This is a genomic window from Anaerobacillus sp., assembly GCF_046314235.1.
Classification (GTDB): domain Bacteria; phylum Bacillota; class Bacilli; order Bacillales; family Anaerobacillaceae; genus Anaerobacillus.
This window is the reverse complement of sequence record NZ_JBKBWN010000012.1, coordinates 114738-133035: the sequence shown is the minus strand read 5'-3', so window position 1 is coordinate 133035 and position 18298 is coordinate 114738. Positions and strand designations below refer to the sequence as shown.

Sequence of the window (18298 nt, the reverse complement as noted above, 5' to 3'; positions counted from 1 at the left end):
TTAATAGCCTAGTGACGATAGCGAAGAGGTCACACTCGTTCCCATGCCGAACACGATCGTTAAGCTCTTCAGCGCCGATGGTAGTTGGGGGTTTCCCCCTGTGAGAGTAGGACGTTGCTAGACTATTAAATTAATTTGGGGCCTTAGCTCAGCTGGGAGAGCGCCTGCCTTGCACGCAGGAGGTCAGCGGTTCGATCCCGCTAGGCTCCACCATTATAATTTAATGCAATATAATCTTTCAATATGGCGGCGTGGCTCAGCTGGCTAGAGCGTACGGTTCATACCCGTGAGGTCGGGGGTTCGACTCCCTCCGCCGCTACCATTTTAATTTCATATATGATACGGAGGAATACCCAAGTCTGGCTGAAGGGATCGGTCTTGAAAACCGACAGGCGGGTTAAACCGCGCGGGGGTTCGAATCCCTCTTCCTCCTCCATATATACCTGGACCCGTGGTGTAGCGGTTAACATGCCTGCCTGTCACGCAGGAGATCGCCGGTTCGATCCCGGTCGGGTCCGCCATTTTAATTAATTAAATGTTCTTATAAACCGGAGGGGTAGCGAAGTGGCTAAACGCGGCGGACTGTAAATCCGCTCCTTAGGGTTCGGCGGTTCGAATCCGTCCCCCTCCACCATTTATAATTTACTGCCTTTAGGGGCATAGTTTAACGGTAGAACAGAGGTCTCCAAAACCTCCAGTGTGGGTTCGATTCCTACTGCCCCTGCCAATAAAAAAAATATGGCGGTCGTGGCGAAGTGGTGAACGCACCGGATTGTGGCTCCGGCATTCGAGGGTTCGATTCCCTTCGATCGCCCCATTTTTTTCAAAATAAAAACATTAATGGGCTATAGCCAAGCGGTAAGGCAACGGACTTTGACTCCGTCATTCTCTGGTTCGAATCCAGATAGCCCAGCCATTTTAATGCGGAAGTAGTTCAGTGGTAGAACACCACCTTGCCAAGGTGGGGGTCGCGAGTTCGAATCTCGTCTTCCGCTCCAATAAATATATAGTAATATTATATTGAGCATTTAATGCTTGGCGGCATAGCCAAGTGGTAAGGCACGGGTCTGCAAAACCCTTATCCCCCGGTTCGAATCCGGGTGCCGCCTCCAAGAGCTCATATAAGTCTTTCGTTATGCCGGGGTGGTGGAATTGGCAGACACACAGGACTTAAAATCCTGCGGTAGGTGACTATCGTGCCGGTTCAAGTCCGGCCCTCGGTACTTTAATATAATAAAATGCGCCCTTAGCTCAGCGACGAGCATTTTCATCGTCGATTAGGCTACGAGTTGTTTCGACGCAGTAAGCATCGAAGCTTGGCGAATAGAGGAAGAAAAAGGATGCTACAGAGCGAAACATCGTCCGTAAGCGTCTTGAAAAGCCTCATTGATAACACAACATGCGCCCTTAGCTCAGCTGGATAGAGTATTTGACTACGAATCAAAAGGTCGGGAGTTCGAATCTCTCAGGGCGCACCATTGCTACAACGTCGAGTAAGCTTCTAAGCAGCAATGCGACGAGGACCTACTGGACCGCAGGAGCAAACTGTTAATACTGTTCGGGAAGTGGCTCAGCTTGGTAGAGCACCTGGTTTGGGACCAGGGGGTCGCAGGTTCAAATCCTGTCTTCCCGACCATTTATTTTAAAGATGCGGGTGTAGTTTAGTGGTAAAACCTCAGCCTTCCAAGCTGATGTTGTGAGTTCGATTCTCATCACCCGCTCCAAACCTACTGCCCCGAATTGTCATCATCGCTGGTTTGCGACGAGGACCAACGGACCGCAGGAGCACACTACTATATATCACAATATAAACTAAGTTAGTTGATATTGCGACGAGCAAACGAAGTGGCGCAGGAGCACAATACCGAATAGTACGACTTAATTCATGTTATATGTAATGCGACGAGCATGTGAAATGACTACTATAGGGAAAATAATATTTTACTAATTGTATGGGCCTATAGCTCAGCTGGTTAGAGCGCACGCCTGATAAGCGTGAGGTCGGTGGTTCGAGTCCACTTAGGCCCACCATACTAATTCATATTCCACAGTAGCTCAGTGGTAGAGCTATCGGCTGTTAACCGATCGGTCGTAGGTTCGAGTCCTACCTGTGGAGCCATTTTTTAATTGGGGAAGTACTCAAGAGGCTGAAGAGGCGCCCCTGCTAAGGGTGTAGGTCGTGTGAGCGGCGCGAGGGTTCAAATCCCTCCTTCTCCGCCAGTTGCAACATAAATAAATGGCCCGTTGGTCAAGCGGTTAAGACACCGCCCTTTCACGGCGGTAACACGGGTTCGAATCCCGTACGGGTCACCAAGTATTTTAATAGGTTTATTTGTAGAAAAAAACAAGATATTCCTTGAATTAACGTCGAGTTGTTTCGACGCTTATGCTTCATAGTGTTACTAGAAGATGAGGAAACAGGGTCTACCTAGAATAAGCTTCATCAATACTTCGGAGGATTAGCTCAGCTGGGAGAGCACCTGCCTTACAAGCAGGGGGTCGGCGGTTCGAACCCGTCATCCTCCACCATTATTAACTTCTTAGCAGCATCGTAGGTACTCTTTACCTAAGAGTTCATGTGTACTAGCTTATTGGAAATTTATAATCTGCCGGCCTAGCTCAATTGGTAGAGCAACTGACTTGTAATCAGTAGGTTGGGGGTTCAAGTCCTCTGGCCGGCACTCTTTGTTTGTTAATTGTACTTCAGTACATTTTTTTATTTTAGGAGCCATTAGCTCAGTTGGTAGAGCATCTGACTTTTAATCAGAGGGTCGAAGGTTCGAATCCTTCATGGCTCACCAAAGTTTTTTGCATTGCAAAGTAACTTTTCATATGCGGGTGTGGCGGAATTGGCAGACGCGCTAGACTTAGGATCTAGTGTCATTGACGTGGGGGTTCGAGTCCCTTCACCCGCACTATAAAAAAGCTTCCTTAATTTAAAGGAAGCTTTTTTATTAAATAAAGTTTATCAATTAATTGAAACCTTCAAGAGTATAGAAATCTCTAAACAAGAAGCGTGCTTTGCATTACTTTAGTTATTAAGGTAATATTTTAATTGGTTTAATGCTTACTAGTTTCTTGAGAGCGGGATTTTTACCCAGTATCAGTCCTGAGACTAGGATTCAATTTTTAACAGTAAAAAATTCCTAAAGTTTGAAACTTTTTGTAATGAGTGGCGTATATAAATTTGAAGTCAAAAAAATTTTGGAGGTTTATAATGATTAAAAGTTTAAAAGTAGTAGGAGTAGCCTTGGTTTTTCTTTTCTTATTGTCAGCTTGTAGTGACGAGGTAGCTACAAATTTAACTGATGCTGAGGATGTACTGAAGCAATCATTAGTGGCAATGGAAAAGTTGGATAGCTACTCAATGACTATGGAAAGTGATCAAACAATGACCATCAATGATACTGAAACAATTAACATGATTATGAAAATTGAATCAGATATGACATTAGACCCGATGGCGTTTTATCAAAAGCTTTCTTTAGAAAGTGACATGGAGTTTATGGGAACGTATGAAACTGAAATGTATTTAGTTGGTGATCAAATGTATATGTTTGAGCCAATGATGAATGAATGGATGGAACTACCAATGGATATGGTGGAAGAAATGGGTAGTCTATCTGAAATGCAGTTAAGTCCTGATCAACAATTATTAATGCTGCGTAATTTTGTTGAAGATATTAAATTGTCTGAGAGTGGAAATGAGTATGTGTTAAAGCTTGTTGGGGAAGGGTCAAAGTTCATGGAACTTGCTGAATTCTTTGGTGGAGCTGGCGGTGAACTAGGAGGAATGTTAGAATTTTTCTCTGAGCTCGAACTAAATAAAATAGAATATGAGATTTTTATCGATAAAACAACTCTTTACCAAACAAAGCTGAATATGTCGCTTGATATGAATTTGGCTATGGAAGGTGAAACGGTTCATACAATCCAATCAATGAAAGCAACGATTCACGGTTATAATGAAGTTGGCGAGATAAAACTTCCTGAAGAAGTGTTGAATTAATTTTATGAGGACATCTACTAATCTAGTAGATGTCTTTTTCTGTGTGACTTTCTTCAAGTCGTTTATAAGGGAGCCATCTATACAGGAATGAGGTAGCTGTAGAAAGGATGAAAATCTGCTGACATATCCATTATGGGTTAAGACGGCAAGCATATAGATATTTCTATTGTTCATAAATTAACAAAGATTTTTATAAAGGTGTGAGGTTGGTCACTGAATTTGCTATTTAGTTTTTTTATAATCAAGTATTGTGTTACTTGAAGGGACTGTTGATAACATGTATAAACCATCACGTTTTAACGTTATTACTAATACGGATACTAATGAACTAATTGTATATAACAGCTATACGGGGGCAATTGCCCTATTTGATGAAAAAGAGGGAGAGGAAGTATGTCATTTATTAAGGAACGAAACTGTAACTGAAGCGCCTTTACTTGGAGATCTAGTTGAGCAAGGCTTTTTAGTCGATGAAGTCGTTGATGAAAAAAAGCGAGCGACTTTTTTACACCAAACATTAAATCGTAAGGATTCTTTACACTTAGTTCTTCTCCCAACCGAAGCGTGTAATTTTCGCTGTACATATTGTTATGAAGATTTTCCGCGTGGAAAAATGACTGAAAACGCCAAGCAAGGCTTGAAAAACTATATCCAAAAAGAGGGGAGATTTTTGCAACAATTAACTGTAAGTTGGTTTGGTGGTGAACCTCTATTAGGCTATGATGTGATAGATGAGCTTTCAGAAGTATTCTTGCAGGTAGCAAGGGAGTACAACATTAATTATTCTGCTGAAATCGCTACAAATGGGTATTTGTTAACAAAGGAAAAGTTTGAGAGACTTTTACAATGTGGGATTCGTCAATTTATGGTTACAGTTGATGGAGAAGAGGAAGAGCACAACAAGCGACGTAGTCTAGCAAATGGCGAAGGCTCTTTTAACACCATAATAGAAAATCTTACAAACATTAAAGATGTTACAGGTGATTTTGAAATTACCATTCGTACCAATTTTGATGAAGAAAGTTTGGAAACGATTCCTGCATTTATTTTGCAGATGAAGCATTTGTTTTCGGATGACCAAAGGTTCAAAGTATATTTCCGTCCAATAGCTCGTTGGGGTGGGAAAAACGACGATTGTCTATCAATATGTGACCAAAGAACTGTAGATCAGAAGATTTGGGAGTTTAGTGAGTTAGCGATTAGTGAGGGAGTACCGATGAGTTCGCTGGTAGCAGGCTCTTTACAACCAACAGCCTCTGTTTGTTATGCAGCAAAACCAAATTCATTTATTGTAGCAAGTGACGCTAGTATATATAAGTGCACATTGGCTTTTGACGACGATGATAACAAACTTGGTAACTTAAGTGAGGATGGAACACTTCATTTGGATTACGATAAGTTGGCAAAATGGACTCTTTCAGGTGAAGAGACGGATGAAAATTGCCAAGCTTGTTTCTTTCGTCCTGCTTGTCAGGGAAATCATTGCCCGTATTATCGTAAGGCAACGGGAAATCGGCCATGCTCTCATGAGAAGAGACAAATTAAGAAGGTCTTACAGTTAATTGTACAGGAAAGTGCAAGAGCTTAGGAACGGATATTTGAGGCTTGTAGCCTAATACATTTTAATAGGGAGGTGACAAAATGAAGGTTATTCAACAAGGGATCTCTCCAGTATCAGCAACAACAAAGAGTCAAGTCGTAAAATCTGTCCCAGGAAGCTTCAGATAGTATTAAAAAATGGCTTTATAGTAGGAAGGGATGTCCCAATAACCAAGAATAGACTTGGTCTTGGGACATCCCTTATTCGTTAAACGTAGCACTAGTTAAAAAGATTAATCTTGATTTAGATTTGTTATCTCGTTTGCCCAATTCAAGGCATGATTGTAACAAGTAGTCAAATCTGACGGCGTAAAATTGTTAGAGTATGAGTTTAACTTTTCCCAATTAGCCTGTTCTGTTGCCTCAACAATATCAATAAGAGTACGTAATTCATTTTCTTCTTTTAACAATGCGCTTTTAACAGTGGTGGAAAGCGGAAGTGTTTTTAATATCGTTTCCATAGGTCTTTGTAAAATTGTATCTAATAATGAAAACATGCCTAACATAAAACATTCTGCTTTACGATTTTCTCCGTAAAGTTTTACCCCCAACAATTCAGTAAATTTCCCACGAAATAAGGATTGAGAGATAATTTCTTCTGCCAATGTTGAGTTAAGCTGCTGTTCTTTAAGAGAAATAATCGTTAACCATCGCATTAGTTCGTTTAAACCTATAATAACAATTGCTTGTTTAATAGATGTTACTTTTACCCGTGTGGCATAAGCAGCGTTGTTAACGATTTTCAAAATCTTGTAAGACAAGGGCAGGTCATGCTCAATTAAAGAAGTAATTTTATTAATGTCAGGTTCATCGCTTGTTAATTCATTTAAAATTCTTATGTAACCATATGAATGAAAAGGGATATCAGTAGTAGAGACAATGATAGGCTTGCTGAAGAAATAGCCTTGAAAGAAATCGTATCCTTCATTAAGCGCAATCTCAAAGTCAGCCCTTGTCTCAACTTTTTCTGCTAATAATTTTGCATTATAATATTTTGCGATTTTATTTATCGCTTCTCTTTGCTTCTTAGATGATAAAAGGAAATCAACCTTTATGATATCAGCGTATGGAAGTAAAGATTTGTTCAAGTCATTCAAAAGAAAATCGTCTAAGGCAATTGTGTAACCAAGGGTTTTTAATTCGGCTACTACAGCTATGACCTCCGCATCACCCTCTACATCCTCTAAAATTTCAATGATAATGTTGTCAGGAGAAAAGAGGCAAGGGACTTTTTTTAAGAGAAGATTCCTTGTAAAATTAATAAATAATTTTTTTCCTTTTGATAACTTTTCACTTTCGAAACCTATAAAGCTATTAAACAATAGTTCTGTTGTCGCAACATCACCATCAATTTCAGTAAATGCATTTTTTTTACTATTACGATATAAAAGTTCATAACCAATTATATCTTCGTCTCTCGTTAAAATTGGTTGCCTTGCTACAAAAATGTCCATTTTCCACCTCGTGAGCCTATAATTCAAAGTTGTATACTTATGTTAATATATCGTTAATATTTTATGTAAGACCAAATTTGAGCTATCTAAGAGAACATCAATCGTTGCAAGATCACCATCAATTTCAGAGAAAGTATTATTGCTGCTATCACGATATAAAAGCTCATAGCCAATAATTTCCTCTGACTTTGAAAATATTGGCTGTCTCGCAACCAAAACATCCATGTTCACACCTCTAAGTCTTTAGTATTAACTATATTTTACCATATTAAGGTGAAAAGTAATGCTAATTATTTAATAACCACTAAAATTATTAAACTATTATTAACGAGAATTGTCTAGTTAATTAAAACAAATATGTCAAATTTATGAAGTTGTTCCGAGAAACGAAACTAATCGTTGGTATGGCCGTATAATTAGTAGGAAATGAGATTATAGCCTAAAGGAGATGGGTTCGATGGAACTGCTTGAAATAAACTGGGCATTAGTTGCCCCGATTATTGTTATTCAATTCATATTAATGGTCATTGCTCTAATTGATTGTGTAAAAATTGAGAAAACAAATGGTTCAAAAGTCATGTGGTTTCTGATTATTGTTCTTATTCAAATATTTGGACCGATTGCTTACTTTCTATTTGGAAGGAGAGTAGATTAATGAGTCTAGTTACGATTACTGGCTTAACAAAGAAGTTTAGTACTAATACGGCGGTACGTGATTTGACCTTAGAACTTGAAAAAGGACTTTGTACTGCTTTACTTGGACCGAATGGAGCAGGGAAAACAACAACATTAAGTATGTTGGCGGGGATTATGAAACAGACAACGGGGAAGATCACTTTTTCCGGTGTTGTTGGGAATGATTTTCGGAAATACATCGGTTATTTACCTCAATATCCTGTTTTTTATGGCTGGATGACAGGAAAGGAGTATTTACAGTACGTTGGTCAACTTGGAGATTTATCAAAGCGGGAAGCGGCAACAAAAGCAGACGAGCTTTTGGAACTGGTTGGTATTGCAGAGGCCAAAAACCGAAAGATCACTGGATATTCTGGTGGTATGAAGCAACGTTTAGGGATTGCCCAAGCGTTAATTAATGACCCGCAGTTACTCATTTTAGATGAACCAGTATCAGCACTTGATCCCATCGGTCGTAGAGAAGTGTTAACGTTGATGAAGCAATTAAAAGAAAAAACTACGATTTTATTTTCAACACATGTTCTCCATGATGCCGAAGAAATCTGTGATTATATTTATATTATTAAAGATGGTGAGCTTGCTATTAATGGTACACTTGAACAATTGCAAAGTGAACATCAACAGCCAACGATATATATTGAAGGTGAAGTCGAACTAGGTGAGTGGCTTGAAAAAATCGAGCAATTTTCGTTTGTATCGGAGTTAGTTACTAATAATCCGAAAACACTAACTCTTACAGTTTTAGATGTAGAAACAGCTAGAAGAGAACTATTAAACTTTTTTGGGAGTTTAAATGTCCCTATCCGTAAGTTTGAATTAGTTCGTACCTCATTAGAAGATCTGTTCTTAAAGGTGGCGAAAAAATGACACAATGGCTGATATTATTTTTTAAAGAGCAAAAAGAAATGCTAAAAAATTATAAATGGATTTGGGTACCGCTCGTTTTTATGGTTTTAGGAGTCATGCAACCAGTTTCCTCTTATTATCTTCCTGAAATATTAGAAAAGGTTGGTGGTTTACCAGAAGGTGCAGTCTTTGAAATTCCAGTACCGACTGCCCAAGAAGTGTTAGTGTCAATCTTAGGACAATATTCTCAGCTCGGTATTTTAATTTTAGTATTAGCGACAATGGGAATTGTATCGAGTGAACGGAGCTCAGGTTCATTTGTAATGATCTTGGTAAAACCGGTGTCATTCACCTCTTATATAACGGCGAAATGGGCAAGTATATCTTTATTCGCGATTACAAGTCTTTTACTAGGCTATCTTTTTGCTGCATACTATACTTACATATTGATGGGCAAATTCGCTTTTATTGATATGCTATTAGGCGTTGGAGTTTATGCGATTTGGCTGACCTTTATTATGACAGTTGTTCTCTTGTTTAGCTCATTTTTGAAGAGTATCGGGGCGATTGCCTTTTTATCGCTAGGATCAACAATGTTACTCTCAATTTTAACTGGTCTTTTTCAAAAATGGTTGTACTGGAGTCCAGCACGATTATCAACACATAGTCATTCAATCATCATAACTGGTAGTGGTGCTGACTATTTTTGGTTAAGTTTACTTGTGACAGTTGCAATAATTGCCGCACTGTTACTATTAACGATTAACATCTTTAAACGAAAAGAACTGGTAAGCTAATCAGTTTTTGAAAATCAGGTTAAGTTAGTTTTCGTAAGGGTATGATGTTTTTAAACCTTTAAAGGTTTAATTTTTGTTTAGATTAGCTACGTGAAACTTGATGATATGAAAGGTGGAATAGAATGAGGGGAGTAATTGACAGGTTTGTTGATGGAAAATGGGCGGTTATCCTTGTGGGGGAAGAGGAGACTGAATACAATGTCCAGGTAGAACAGCTACCAATGAACGTTAAAGAAAGTAGTGTTGTTCAAGTGGATATTGTCAACGGAGCCGTTGTGAAAGTAGCGTTGTTAGAGGACGAAACGATAAATCAACAAGCTAACATTTCTAAGAAGATGGAAATGTTAAAGGCAAGAAAACGAAGTAATTTTAAGCGGGAATAAAATAATCCTGAAGAGGCTGATTCGGTGGTCATTGAAAAACGACTTTTGGGCTCAGCCTCTTCTTTTTATTGAAGTTATCTCGACTCATATACATAGCCTTTTTATATAGGATGTTCCAATTTTCTAGATTAGAATATTTATTTTCAGTTTATTTAGACAAATCCCAATAATTACTCTATAATTTAATTACTGTATTTAGAAAGGAATGTGATGTTAATGCCTTCAGTAGAAAGCTTTGAGTTAGATCACTATCTTGTGAAAGCCCCTTATGTTCGTCACTGTGGGACACATAATGTTGGCAAGGATGGTGTTGTAAAAAAGTTTGATATCCGTTTTTGTCAGCCGAATAAACAGGCGATGCATCCTGAGGTCATTCATACGTTAGAGCACTTGCTAGCGATAAATATTCGACGATTTACAGAGGGGTATGAACACTTTGATGTGATCGACGTTTCACCAATGGGCTGTCAAACCGGCTTTTACTTAATCGTCAGCGGTGATCCTTCTGTTGATGAAATCATTGATGTGATGGACGCGGCCTTAACGTACAGTCTTGACATCGAAGTCGTTCCAGCCGCAACAGAAAAAGAGTGTGGCCAAGCGAAACTCCATGATCTAGATGGAGCCAAAAGATTTATGAAGCATTGGTTAAATCACGATAAAGACACGTTACGAACTGTATTTTAGTTATAGAAAAAGGAGGCTGTCCCAAAGCAATGTATCAGTCACTTTGTCTACTATAAATAGATCGTGTACAAACCTACACTTCTATCTGATAGTAGACAAGGTGCACTGAAATATATGGGATAGCCTCAACTTTTTATTGTTTAGAAAACTACACAAAAATGACATATTTTTAAAGATTGCAAACAATTAAATTTTAAAACTAATAAAACTGTATTAAATTAAGTTAATGCTTAAACTTTCAACTTTAAAATAACTAAGTAGAAAAAAATACTATATAAATGTAGGGATTAGCTACACTAAACTGTTAAATGCTACAAAATATAGTTGTTGAAAAGTGAATAGTTTGGTATAAATATAATAAGTAATCGCTTACAAACTTATGTGTTTGTAAATTAAAATGGTAATTTATTGCTGTTTTACGTTTACTAGATTGTAACAATTTATTTATGGGTTTGACCTTGCAATCATACCCTGAAAGGAAAATCACCTGTTTCCTTCCTGTGAATTTTGAAGAATAATGATCACATACTTGAGAGGAGGATAGCATCAAGAAAGATTTTTCAACCCTCAACTATCATCAAAAACGCTAGAAACATAGTCTTGTAGTTAAGCTAATGTAAGCAAGTTTTCTGCCGATTCGTCGAAAAGAGAATCGTCAACTACATCATGAAAAAGTAAGTGAATTACTGAACTTACTCTCCCGCAATGGCTATCTAAATTGATTGGTAGCACGAAATTACAAATGATTTATAACTTCCGAAATGATCTCAAAGCAGCAACTTTTAAAATTAAATAAGGTAAGTATACGTGAGGAGTGTGAGGCAATGCATATAGTCGTTTGTATTAAGCAGGTACCAGATACAAAGATTATTAAAGTTAACCCAAAAACGAACACGTTAGACCGCTCTAGCGCACCAGCAATCCTAAATCCATATGACGCTCATGCCGTTGAAGAAGCTGTTCGGTTAAGACAAATTCATGGAGGGAAAGTTACAGTCCTATCTATGGGCCCACCACAAGCTGTCAATGCCATTAAAAAATGTATAGAAATTGGTGCTGATGAAGGTGTACTTATTTCTGACAGAGCCTTTGCAGGAGCAGACACATTAGCGACAAGTTATGCTTTAACTAAGGCAATCGAAAAAATCCAGAAACAAGAACCGATCTCTTTAGTTTTATGCGGTAAGCATGCGATTGACGGAGACACTGGTCAAGTAGGACCTGGAATTGCCCGTCGGATGTCAATACCACCAATTACAAATGTCATTCAAATTGAAAAAGTGGATGTGAAGGAAGGTAAGGTTGAAATTCGTCGTAAAATTGAAAACGGTTACGAGATTATTCAATCAGAGACTCCTTGTCTACTAACAGTAGAAAAAGAGATAAACGAGGTATCATATTCACCTCTACCGAATATGATTAAAGCTGCTAGATATAAGCCGACTGTTTGGACAGTAGGAGACCTTGATGATGTTGATATGAGTCAACTTGGTTTGAAAGGTTCACCAACGATTGTTGGGAAAATGTGGCCGCCTGCTAAGAGTAAAGGAGCAATGCTAATTGAGGGCGATGCTAAATCGCAAGTGAGACAGCTTGTTTCAGCTATTCTTGAGAAACGTGAGCTTTTTGAACAGAAAGGCGGTAGGTAATATGAATATTGAGGAGTACAAAGGCGTCTGGGTATTTATTGAGCAAATTGAAGGTAACGTTGTTGGTGTATCGTTAGAATTACTTGGTGCAGGTCGTGCGTTAGCTGACAAGCTTGGAGTAGATCTTTGCGGAGTACTATTAGGTCATAACATCAGAGAAATTCCTTCCCAACTTTTTGAATATGGGGCTGACAAAGTATACATGATTGATGACCCTATTCTAGACAAATATCGCTCAGAAACGCATATGACAGCAGTTGGGGATCTTGTTCGTAAATACAAGCCGGAAATATTTTTGTATGGTGCAACTGCAAATGGTAAGGATTTAGCAAGTGCGGTAGCGACAGAAGTCATGACAGGTCTTACTGCCGATACAACGATGCTTGATATTGATTTAGATAAACGTTTATTTGAAGCGAGTCGTCCAGCTTTTGGTGGTAACATCATGGCAACGATCCTTTGTAAAAAACATCGTCCGCAAATGGCCACTGTTCGTTCTAAAGTCATGAAAGCGCTAGAGCCACAACCAGGTCGAACCGGTGAAGTGATTGAAGAGACAATTACGTTAAAAGAAGAAGATTTAAAGACAAAGGTTTTACAAATTGTTCGTGACACGAGCAAAAAAGTAAACTTAGCCGACGCAGAAATTATTGTTGCAGCAGGTAAAGGCGTAAAGGATGCAAATGGATTTAAACTTGTGTCTGATTTAGCGGATGTCCTAAATGCTACAGTTGGAGCGAGTCGTGACGTTGTTGAAGCAGGGTTAATCGGCCATGATTATCAAATTGGCCAAACTGGTGAAACAGTGACACCGAAACTTTATTTTGCCATTGGTATTTCTGGGGCTGTTCAGCATGTTGTTGGAATGAATAACTCTGAAACAATTGTAGCCATTAATACCGACCCAGAAGCGCAAATTTTTAATGCTGCCCATTATGGTATAGTTGGAGACCTTTTTGAAATTGTCCCGATGCTAATTGAAGAATTTAAAGCCGCATTAAAAGAAGTTGGAGGTGTGAAAGCTCATGTCTGAAAAATTTGATGTAATCGTCGTAGGTGCAGGTCCAGCAGGTGCAGCATGTGCCAATATATGTGCTCAAAACGGACTAAAGGTCTTAATGATTGAACGTGGTGAATATCCAGGATCGAAGAATGTAATGGGAGGTATTTTATACCGAAAGCAAACGGAAGAAATTGTTCCAGAATTTTGGAAGGAAGCTCCTATTGAGAGACCAGTCGTAGAACAACGTTTTTGGTTACTAGAAAAAGAATCAATGGTGTCTATGGGTTACAAAGGAAAGGAATGGGCGCAAGAACCATACAATAACTTCACTGTTCTACGTGCTCAGTTTGACCAATGGTTTGCAAAGAAAGCTGTTGAGCAAGGAGTTCTTTTAATTAATGAAACAGTCGTTTTAGAATGTATTCAAGAAGACGGAAAAGTTGTCGGTGTCCGTACTGATCGCCCTGATGGAGACATTTATGCTGATGTTGTCGTTTTAGCTGATGGCGTAAATTCACTGCTTGCTAAATCACTTGGTTTCCACAAAGAATTTAAACCTGACCAAGTAGCACTTTGTGCGATGGAAGTATTGAACATGCCAAAAGGAAAAATTAATGATCGCTTTGGCTTAGAAGGAAATGAAGGTTGTTCAGTTGAAATTTTTGGGGATGCCACGCAAGGACAGTTAGGGACTGCGTTTTTGTATACAAATAAAGATAGTATAAACATTGGTGTTGGTACAACTCTTTCAGGTATGATTCGTGCCAAGGTTAAGCCTTATGAACTATTAGAGTACGTGAAAAACCATCCAATGATTCGTCCTTACATTCATGATGGCGAACCTGCTGAATATTTAGCACATTTAATTCCTGAAGGTGGTTACTATGCAATTCCAAAGTTAACAGGCAACGGTGTCTTGGTTATTGGAGATGCAGCCCAACTAGTAAATGCTATACACCGTGAAGGATCTAACATGGCAATGGCTTCAGGTAAAATGGCTGCAGAGGCAATTGTTAAAGCGAAGGCTAAGAAGGACTTTTCAGAAGTTGGTTTAGATTCTTATCGCACGAGCATTTATGATAGCTTTATCGGAAAAGACTTAAAGAAATACAAGGACCTTACTCATACGTTTGAAGCAAATCCTCAATACTTAAATGAGTATATCCCATTAATGAATCGTGCTGCTAGCCAATTCTTTACGATTGACGGGACACCTAAGCGAGAAAAGCAAGCAAAAATCATGCAATCTTTCACAGCAGGCCGAGGTAAGTTTGGGGTCGTTAAAGATATGTATCAAGCTTGGAAGGTGATGAAATAATGGCTAAAACAATTGAGGAAAAACAATATCTCGTCCGTTATAAAGCAGACAAGAAGTCTCACTTAACGATTTTAAACCATGATAAATGTGCTACTGAATGCGAAGGTCAAATTTGCACGTTATTCTGTCCTGGTGATGTATATAAATGGGAAGGTGACAGAATGTTTGTCGGATACGAAGGCTGTCATGAGTGTGGAAGCTGCCGTATCGGATGTCCAAACGATAATATTAAATGGGAGTATCCAAAAGGCGGTCACGGTATTGTCTTCCGCTTAGCCTAATGGATTACAATTGAAAAAATGCTATGAACCTCAAGGAACCGCGAATTCCTTGGGGTTTCTTTATACTTGAGGGGTAAATTTATATAAAATAAACACCTAAGTAGTAGTGGGATATGCTCTAACATAAAAAAACATAAACCACTTTACACTGTCATTATAGTGTAAAATATGGGGGTTTGCCAAATAAAATGCACGCTATTTTTTTAAAAAAATCCAGGAGAAGGCGTTATATGCCTTCAAAATTTCTTTCAACTGACCTAGAGCTACTTCGTTAGATTCTACGGTTGGTATACAATTAATAACATCTCTTAGATATTTTTTACAAACAGGTTAGAGTATATTTACTTTTTAAGTTTCAGAATAATAAAAAACATTCTCGTTATTAGATAAAATTATGGTATGATAGTTTGCATAAAAATTATTTAATAAGTGAATTAACATGTGAACTTGAGAACTTAAGAAATTGTTATGGTTTATTTTAAGGGGGACTTTTCTTGGACGGTAAAGAGCTAGAAATATTACAGCTAATTGAACAAAATGCGAGGATGTCAGCTGAGACATTGGCTAAAATGGTCGATTTGACTGTTGCAGAAACTGAAGAGATTATTAAAGAGCTAGAAGAGCAGAAAGTAATACTAGGGTATTCAGCTGTTATAGACTGGACAAAGATCACTGAAACAGAAACAGTAACTGCAATGATTGATGTAAAAGTAACACCAAAACGAGGAGTAGGCTTTGACGATGTTGCTGAGCGAATTTATCGCTTTCCAGAAGTTAGAGCACTTTATTTAATGTCTGGTGCTTATGATTTGGCTGTTGTTATCGAAGGGAAAACGATGCAAGAAGTTGCAAAGTTTGTCTCGCAGAAACTATCAACCATAGATTCAGTTATTTCTACAACGACACATTTTCAGTTAAAAAAATATAAACATGATGGTGTTGTGTTTAGTGATGGTGAAGAAGATCAGAGGATTGTGATTACACCATGAAATCTAGCACTAGAACATCAAAGCTTGTAAACGAAATTCCACCTTCAGGAATTCGTAAATTTTTTGATTTAGCATCATCAATGGATAATATCATCTCCCTTGGGGTCGGTGAACCTGATTTTATAACACCTTGGGCTGTTCGTGAAGCTTGTATATCTTCCCTTGAAAGAGGCTATACATCGTATACAGCTAATGCAGGCTTATTAGAGCTTAGAGTGGAAATTGCAAAATATATGAATAAACAGTTTCAATTAGCATATCAACCAAAAGATGAGATTATCGTCACGGTAGGAGCGAGCGAGGCTCTTGATATTGCTTTACGGGCGATCATAGATCCTGGAGATGAAATCATTGTTGTTGAACCGACATTTGTTTCCTATGCTCCATTAGTCACTCTTGCTGGTGGCAAGGCAGTACCGGTAGGAACCACAGTTGAGACTAACTTTCGGCTACTTCCTGAACAACTAGAAAATGCTATCAGTCCAAATACGAAGGCGATTATGCTTAGCTTTCCAAACAATCCAACAGGTTCAACAATGACCGAAGCTGAGCTGCGAGGGATTGCTAAAATCGTTGAAAAATATGACTTGCTTGTTATTTCAGACGAAATATATGCTGAAATGACCTATGATCATACACATTCAAGCATTGCTAATATAGAAGGAATGAGAGATCGGACCATCTTAATCTCAGGATTTTCAAAGGCATTTGCGATGACAGGCTGGAGATTAGGGTTTGTAACAGCTCCTAGTGATATTACGAGTGCGATGTTAAAAATTCATCAATATACGATGATGTGTGCCTCAACAATGGCCCAACATGCGGCGATTGAAGCACTCCAAAATGGTATGGATGACGTGGAAAAAATGGTGCAAAGCTATAAGCAACGTCGAAATTATTTTGTGAAATCATTTGACGAGATCGGACTTCCTTGCCACGTACCAGGTGGAGCTTTTTATGCATTCCCATCAATTAAAAATACGGGATTAACCTCAGAACAGTTTGCTGAGCAGCTACTTCTAACAGAACGGGTCGCTGTAGTCCCAGGCCATGTCTTTGGTCTTGGTGGTGAAGGGCATATTCGCTGTTCCTATGCGACCTCATTAGATAATTTAAAAGAAGCAGTAACTAGAATTGATCGATTTTTGCAGAGCCTATAATTACCTAAAGCGGTTAGTGTAAAAGCTAATCGTTTTTTTATTTTTAGATGGTGTTTTTGTTAAATATAAAAAAAGAAGAAACTCGTAAAAGTTTCTTCCTAAATAGGGGGAATACTAAATTGTATACTTTCATATCTTTTCCAAAAAATATGTATTCCAATCAGTATTTTATAAAAAAACAATTAATTTTCTTGTTGTGGGATGTTTTTCTAACTTACGTTTGTTCTTTTAAGTTCTATTAGGTATAGTAACTAAGAGAAGAAAACAACGGATTGAAAGGTGATACAATGGAAAATGGATTTACGCAGTTTGAAATCGCTCCTTTTTTACAAAAAGGATTAGAGAAAATGAATATTACAACACCAACACAAATACAAAGTGAAGCAATCCCACAAATATTAGCTGGGAACAATGTTGTGGGGAGATCAAAAACAGGTTCGGGAAAAACATTAGCCTATCTTCTGCCTTTATTATCTGGCATGGATGAATCGAACAAGGAACTTCAAGGTATCGTACTGGCACCAACTCATGAATTAGCGATGCAAATTTTCCGTGTCATGGAAGAGCTTGTCGCAGGCACAAGTTTTAATATTGATGTGTTTATTGGTAGTGCCAACATAAAAAGGCAACTTGACAAACTGAAAAAACAAAAGCCGCAAATCATTGTTGGGACTCCAGGACGCATTTTAGAGTTAGCTCAACAAAAGAAGTTGAAAATTCATCAATGTAAGATGGTTGTAGTAGATGAGGCAGATCGCATGCTACAGGAAAGGGAAACGAGACAATCGTTCGTAGAAATTTCTAAACGAATGGATAAGGACGCAAAATACATGTTTTTCTCAGCGACAATTCCTGGTAACTTACTCGAAGATATTGAAACCCTCATTCGATCAACAGTTACCCTCGTTTCCAGTGATGAAAAATTAGAAACTGAAAAAGTAGAGCACGCATTTTTAAAGTGTGAGGATCGTGAACGTATTGATGTCGCAAGAAGGCTAGTACATAGTTTAAATATTAAACGAGGTATTATCTTTGTTAACCATTTAGATAAAGTGGCTGAAACAACAGAGAAATTTCAATTTAAGGGGATGAAGGTTGCTGCGTTATCAAGTGATAGCGATAAACACGAACGGGCAAAAGTATTACAGCAGCTACAAACAGGAGAAATAGAAATTGTTGTTGCTTCAGATGTCGCGGCAAGAGGACTTGATGTTGATGACGTCACACATATTATCAACATACACCCACCTGTCAACGAAGACGCCTATGTTCATCGTGCTGGAAGAACAGGAAGGATGGGGAAAAAAGGAGTAGTCATTACTCTCGTGACCCATAAAGAATTTTTCATCATTGATAAATTTCAAAAGAAATTGCGAATTAAAATGAATGAAAAAGAACTTGCATTTGGGAAGTTTACGGATAAGTAA

16 protein-coding genes, 22 tRNA genes and 1 rRNA gene are annotated in these 18298 nt (G+C 38.3%); 37 read left to right on the top strand and 2 right to left on the bottom strand.

Annotated elements, in window-relative coordinates:
* Positions 1 to 7: 7 nt before the first annotated feature.
* The 25 genes from rrf to ACK4M9_RS16435 all read left to right on the top strand — a co-directional run bounded on the left by rrf (position 8) and on the right by ACK4M9_RS16435 (position 5597).
* Positions 8 to 123, top strand: a 5S ribosomal RNA gene (gene rrf, locus ACK4M9_RS16555).
* A 14-nt stretch (positions 124 to 137) separates the two neighbouring features.
* Positions 138 to 213, top strand: a tRNA-Ala gene (locus ACK4M9_RS16550).
* 32 nt (positions 214 to 245) lie between these two features.
* Positions 246 to 322: transfer RNA gene (locus ACK4M9_RS16545), tRNA-Met, on the top strand.
* A 21-nt stretch (positions 323 to 343) separates the two neighbouring features.
* Positions 344 to 436, top strand: a tRNA-Ser gene (locus tag ACK4M9_RS16540).
* Between the two features lie 9 nt (positions 437 to 445).
* Positions 446 to 521 (top strand) — tRNA-Asp (locus tag ACK4M9_RS16535).
* Between the two features lie 29 nt (positions 522 to 550).
* Positions 551 to 634 (top strand) — tRNA-Tyr (locus ACK4M9_RS16530).
* A gap of 19 nt (positions 635 to 653) precedes the next feature.
* A tRNA-Trp gene (locus ACK4M9_RS16525) sits at positions 654 to 727 on the top strand.
* Positions 728 to 741: 14 nt separating this feature from the next.
* Positions 742 to 817 (top strand) — tRNA-His (locus ACK4M9_RS16520).
* Positions 818 to 841: 24 nt separating this feature from the next.
* A tRNA-Gln gene (locus ACK4M9_RS16515) sits at positions 842 to 916 on the top strand.
* A 7-nt stretch (positions 917 to 923) separates the two neighbouring features.
* Positions 924 to 998, top strand: a tRNA-Gly gene (locus ACK4M9_RS16510).
* 39 nt (positions 999 to 1037) lie between these two features.
* Positions 1038 to 1112: transfer RNA gene (locus ACK4M9_RS16505), tRNA-Cys, on the top strand.
* Between the two features lie 25 nt (positions 1113 to 1137).
* Positions 1138 to 1223, top strand: a tRNA-Leu gene (locus ACK4M9_RS16500).
* Between the two features lie 178 nt (positions 1224 to 1401).
* Positions 1402 to 1478: transfer RNA gene (locus ACK4M9_RS16495), tRNA-Arg, on the top strand.
* Positions 1479 to 1559: 81 nt separating this feature from the next.
* A tRNA-Pro gene (locus ACK4M9_RS16490) sits at positions 1560 to 1636 on the top strand.
* 14 nt (positions 1637 to 1650) lie between these two features.
* Positions 1651 to 1724 (top strand) — tRNA-Gly (locus tag ACK4M9_RS16485).
* Between the two features lie 230 nt (positions 1725 to 1954).
* Positions 1955 to 2031 (top strand) — tRNA-Ile (locus ACK4M9_RS16480).
* 13 nt (positions 2032 to 2044) lie between these two features.
* Positions 2045 to 2119 (top strand) — tRNA-Asn (locus ACK4M9_RS16475).
* A gap of 10 nt (positions 2120 to 2129) precedes the next feature.
* Positions 2130 to 2220, top strand: a tRNA-Ser gene (locus ACK4M9_RS16470).
* 18 nt (positions 2221 to 2238) lie between these two features.
* Positions 2239 to 2313: transfer RNA gene (locus ACK4M9_RS16465), tRNA-Glu, on the top strand.
* Positions 2314 to 2453: 140 nt separating this feature from the next.
* Positions 2454 to 2529: transfer RNA gene (locus ACK4M9_RS16460), tRNA-Val, on the top strand.
* Positions 2530 to 2608: 79 nt separating this feature from the next.
* Positions 2609 to 2681 (top strand) — tRNA-Thr (locus ACK4M9_RS16455).
* A 44-nt stretch (positions 2682 to 2725) separates the two neighbouring features.
* Positions 2726 to 2801 (top strand) — tRNA-Lys (locus tag ACK4M9_RS16450).
* Between the two features lie 33 nt (positions 2802 to 2834).
* Positions 2835 to 2915 (top strand) — tRNA-Leu (locus ACK4M9_RS16445).
* A 302-nt stretch (positions 2916 to 3217) separates the two neighbouring features.
* Positions 3218 to 4009, top strand: a complete 792-nt coding sequence (locus tag ACK4M9_RS16440) for a DUF6612 family protein (RefSeq protein WP_409852898.1) — start codon at positions 3218 to 3220, stop codon at positions 4007 to 4009.
* 277 nt (positions 4010 to 4286) lie between these two features.
* Positions 4287 to 5597: a radical SAM protein gene (locus ACK4M9_RS16435; protein ID WP_409852895.1), complete on the top strand. Its 1311-nt coding sequence runs from the start codon at positions 4287 to 4289 to the stop codon at positions 5595 to 5597.
* Positions 5598 to 5841: 244 nt separating this feature from the next.
* On the opposite strand, the gene ACK4M9_RS16430 is transcribed toward ACK4M9_RS16435, so the two are convergent.
* Entirely contained in the window at positions 5842 to 7062 is a 1221-nt protein-coding gene (locus ACK4M9_RS16430; RefSeq protein ID WP_409852892.1) for an EAL and HDOD domain-containing protein, read from the bottom strand.
* Between the two features lie 42 nt (positions 7063 to 7104).
* A complete protein-coding gene (locus ACK4M9_RS16425) occupies positions 7105 to 7287 on the bottom strand; it encodes a hypothetical protein (protein ID WP_409852889.1) in 183 nt (60 codons plus the stop codon).
* 232 nt (positions 7288 to 7519) lie between these two features.
* On the opposite strand from ACK4M9_RS16425, the gene ACK4M9_RS16420 reads away from it, so the two are divergent.
* The 12 genes from ACK4M9_RS16420 to ACK4M9_RS16365 all read left to right on the top strand — a co-directional run bounded on the left by ACK4M9_RS16420 (position 7520) and on the right by ACK4M9_RS16365 (position 18298).
* On the top strand, positions 7520 to 7717 hold the full coding sequence (locus tag ACK4M9_RS16420; RefSeq protein ID WP_409852886.1) for a PLD nuclease N-terminal domain-containing protein: 198 nt from the start codon (positions 7520 to 7522) through the stop codon (positions 7715 to 7717).
* Positions 7717 to 8625, top strand: a complete 909-nt coding sequence (locus tag ACK4M9_RS16415) for an ABC transporter ATP-binding protein (protein ID WP_409852883.1) — start codon at positions 7717 to 7719, stop codon at positions 8623 to 8625. Before ACK4M9_RS16420 ends, ACK4M9_RS16415 begins: the two co-directional genes overlap by 1 nt.
* The gene (locus tag ACK4M9_RS16410) at positions 8622 to 9401 is read left to right on the top strand and encodes an ABC transporter permease (RefSeq protein WP_409852881.1); all 780 of its coding nucleotides are present in this window, start codon (positions 8622 to 8624) and stop codon (positions 9399 to 9401) included. Before ACK4M9_RS16415 ends, ACK4M9_RS16410 begins: the two co-directional genes overlap by 4 nt.
* A gap of 122 nt (positions 9402 to 9523) precedes the next feature.
* Complete coding sequence (locus ACK4M9_RS16405; protein ID WP_409852878.1) at positions 9524 to 9784, top strand: DUF3006 domain-containing protein; 261 nt, start codon at positions 9524 to 9526, stop codon at positions 9782 to 9784.
* 216 nt (positions 9785 to 10000) lie between these two features.
* Positions 10001 to 10471 (top strand): S-ribosylhomocysteine lyase, encoded by a 471-nt coding sequence (locus ACK4M9_RS16400; RefSeq protein ID WP_409852875.1) that lies wholly within the window; start codon positions 10001 to 10003, stop codon positions 10469 to 10471.
* 824 nt (positions 10472 to 11295) lie between these two features.
* Entirely contained in the window at positions 11296 to 12120 is an 825-nt protein-coding gene (locus tag ACK4M9_RS16395) for an electron transfer flavoprotein subunit beta/FixA family protein (RefSeq protein WP_409852872.1), read from the top strand.
* 1 nt (position 12121) lies between these two features.
* Positions 12122 to 13153 carry an electron transfer flavoprotein subunit alpha/FixB family protein gene (locus ACK4M9_RS16390; protein ID WP_409852870.1) on the top strand — a complete coding sequence of 344 codons (1032 nt, stop codon included), beginning with the start codon at positions 12122 to 12124 and terminating at the stop codon, positions 13151 to 13153.
* Positions 13146 to 14441 carry an FAD-dependent monooxygenase gene (locus ACK4M9_RS16385; protein WP_409852868.1) on the top strand — a complete coding sequence of 432 codons (1296 nt, stop codon included), beginning with the start codon at positions 13146 to 13148 and terminating at the stop codon, positions 14439 to 14441. The genes ACK4M9_RS16390 and ACK4M9_RS16385 overlap by 8 nt, the downstream gene beginning before the upstream one ends.
* On the top strand, positions 14441 to 14722 hold the full coding sequence (locus ACK4M9_RS16380; RefSeq protein WP_071317837.1) for a ferredoxin family protein: 282 nt from the start codon (positions 14441 to 14443) through the stop codon (positions 14720 to 14722). The genes ACK4M9_RS16385 and ACK4M9_RS16380 overlap by 1 nt, the downstream gene beginning before the upstream one ends.
* Positions 14723 to 15216: 494 nt before the next feature.
* Positions 15217 to 15711: an Lrp/AsnC family transcriptional regulator gene (locus ACK4M9_RS16375; protein ID WP_409852866.1), complete on the top strand. Its 495-nt coding sequence runs from the start codon at positions 15217 to 15219 to the stop codon at positions 15709 to 15711.
* Positions 15708 to 16871, top strand: a complete 1164-nt coding sequence (locus ACK4M9_RS16370; RefSeq protein ID WP_409852863.1) for an aminotransferase — start codon at positions 15708 to 15710, stop codon at positions 16869 to 16871. The genes ACK4M9_RS16375 and ACK4M9_RS16370 overlap by 4 nt, the downstream gene beginning before the upstream one ends.
* Before the next feature lie 287 nt (positions 16872 to 17158).
* Positions 17159 to 18298 (top strand): DEAD/DEAH box helicase, encoded by a 1140-nt coding sequence (locus tag ACK4M9_RS16365; RefSeq protein WP_409852860.1) that lies wholly within the window; start codon positions 17159 to 17161, stop codon positions 18296 to 18298.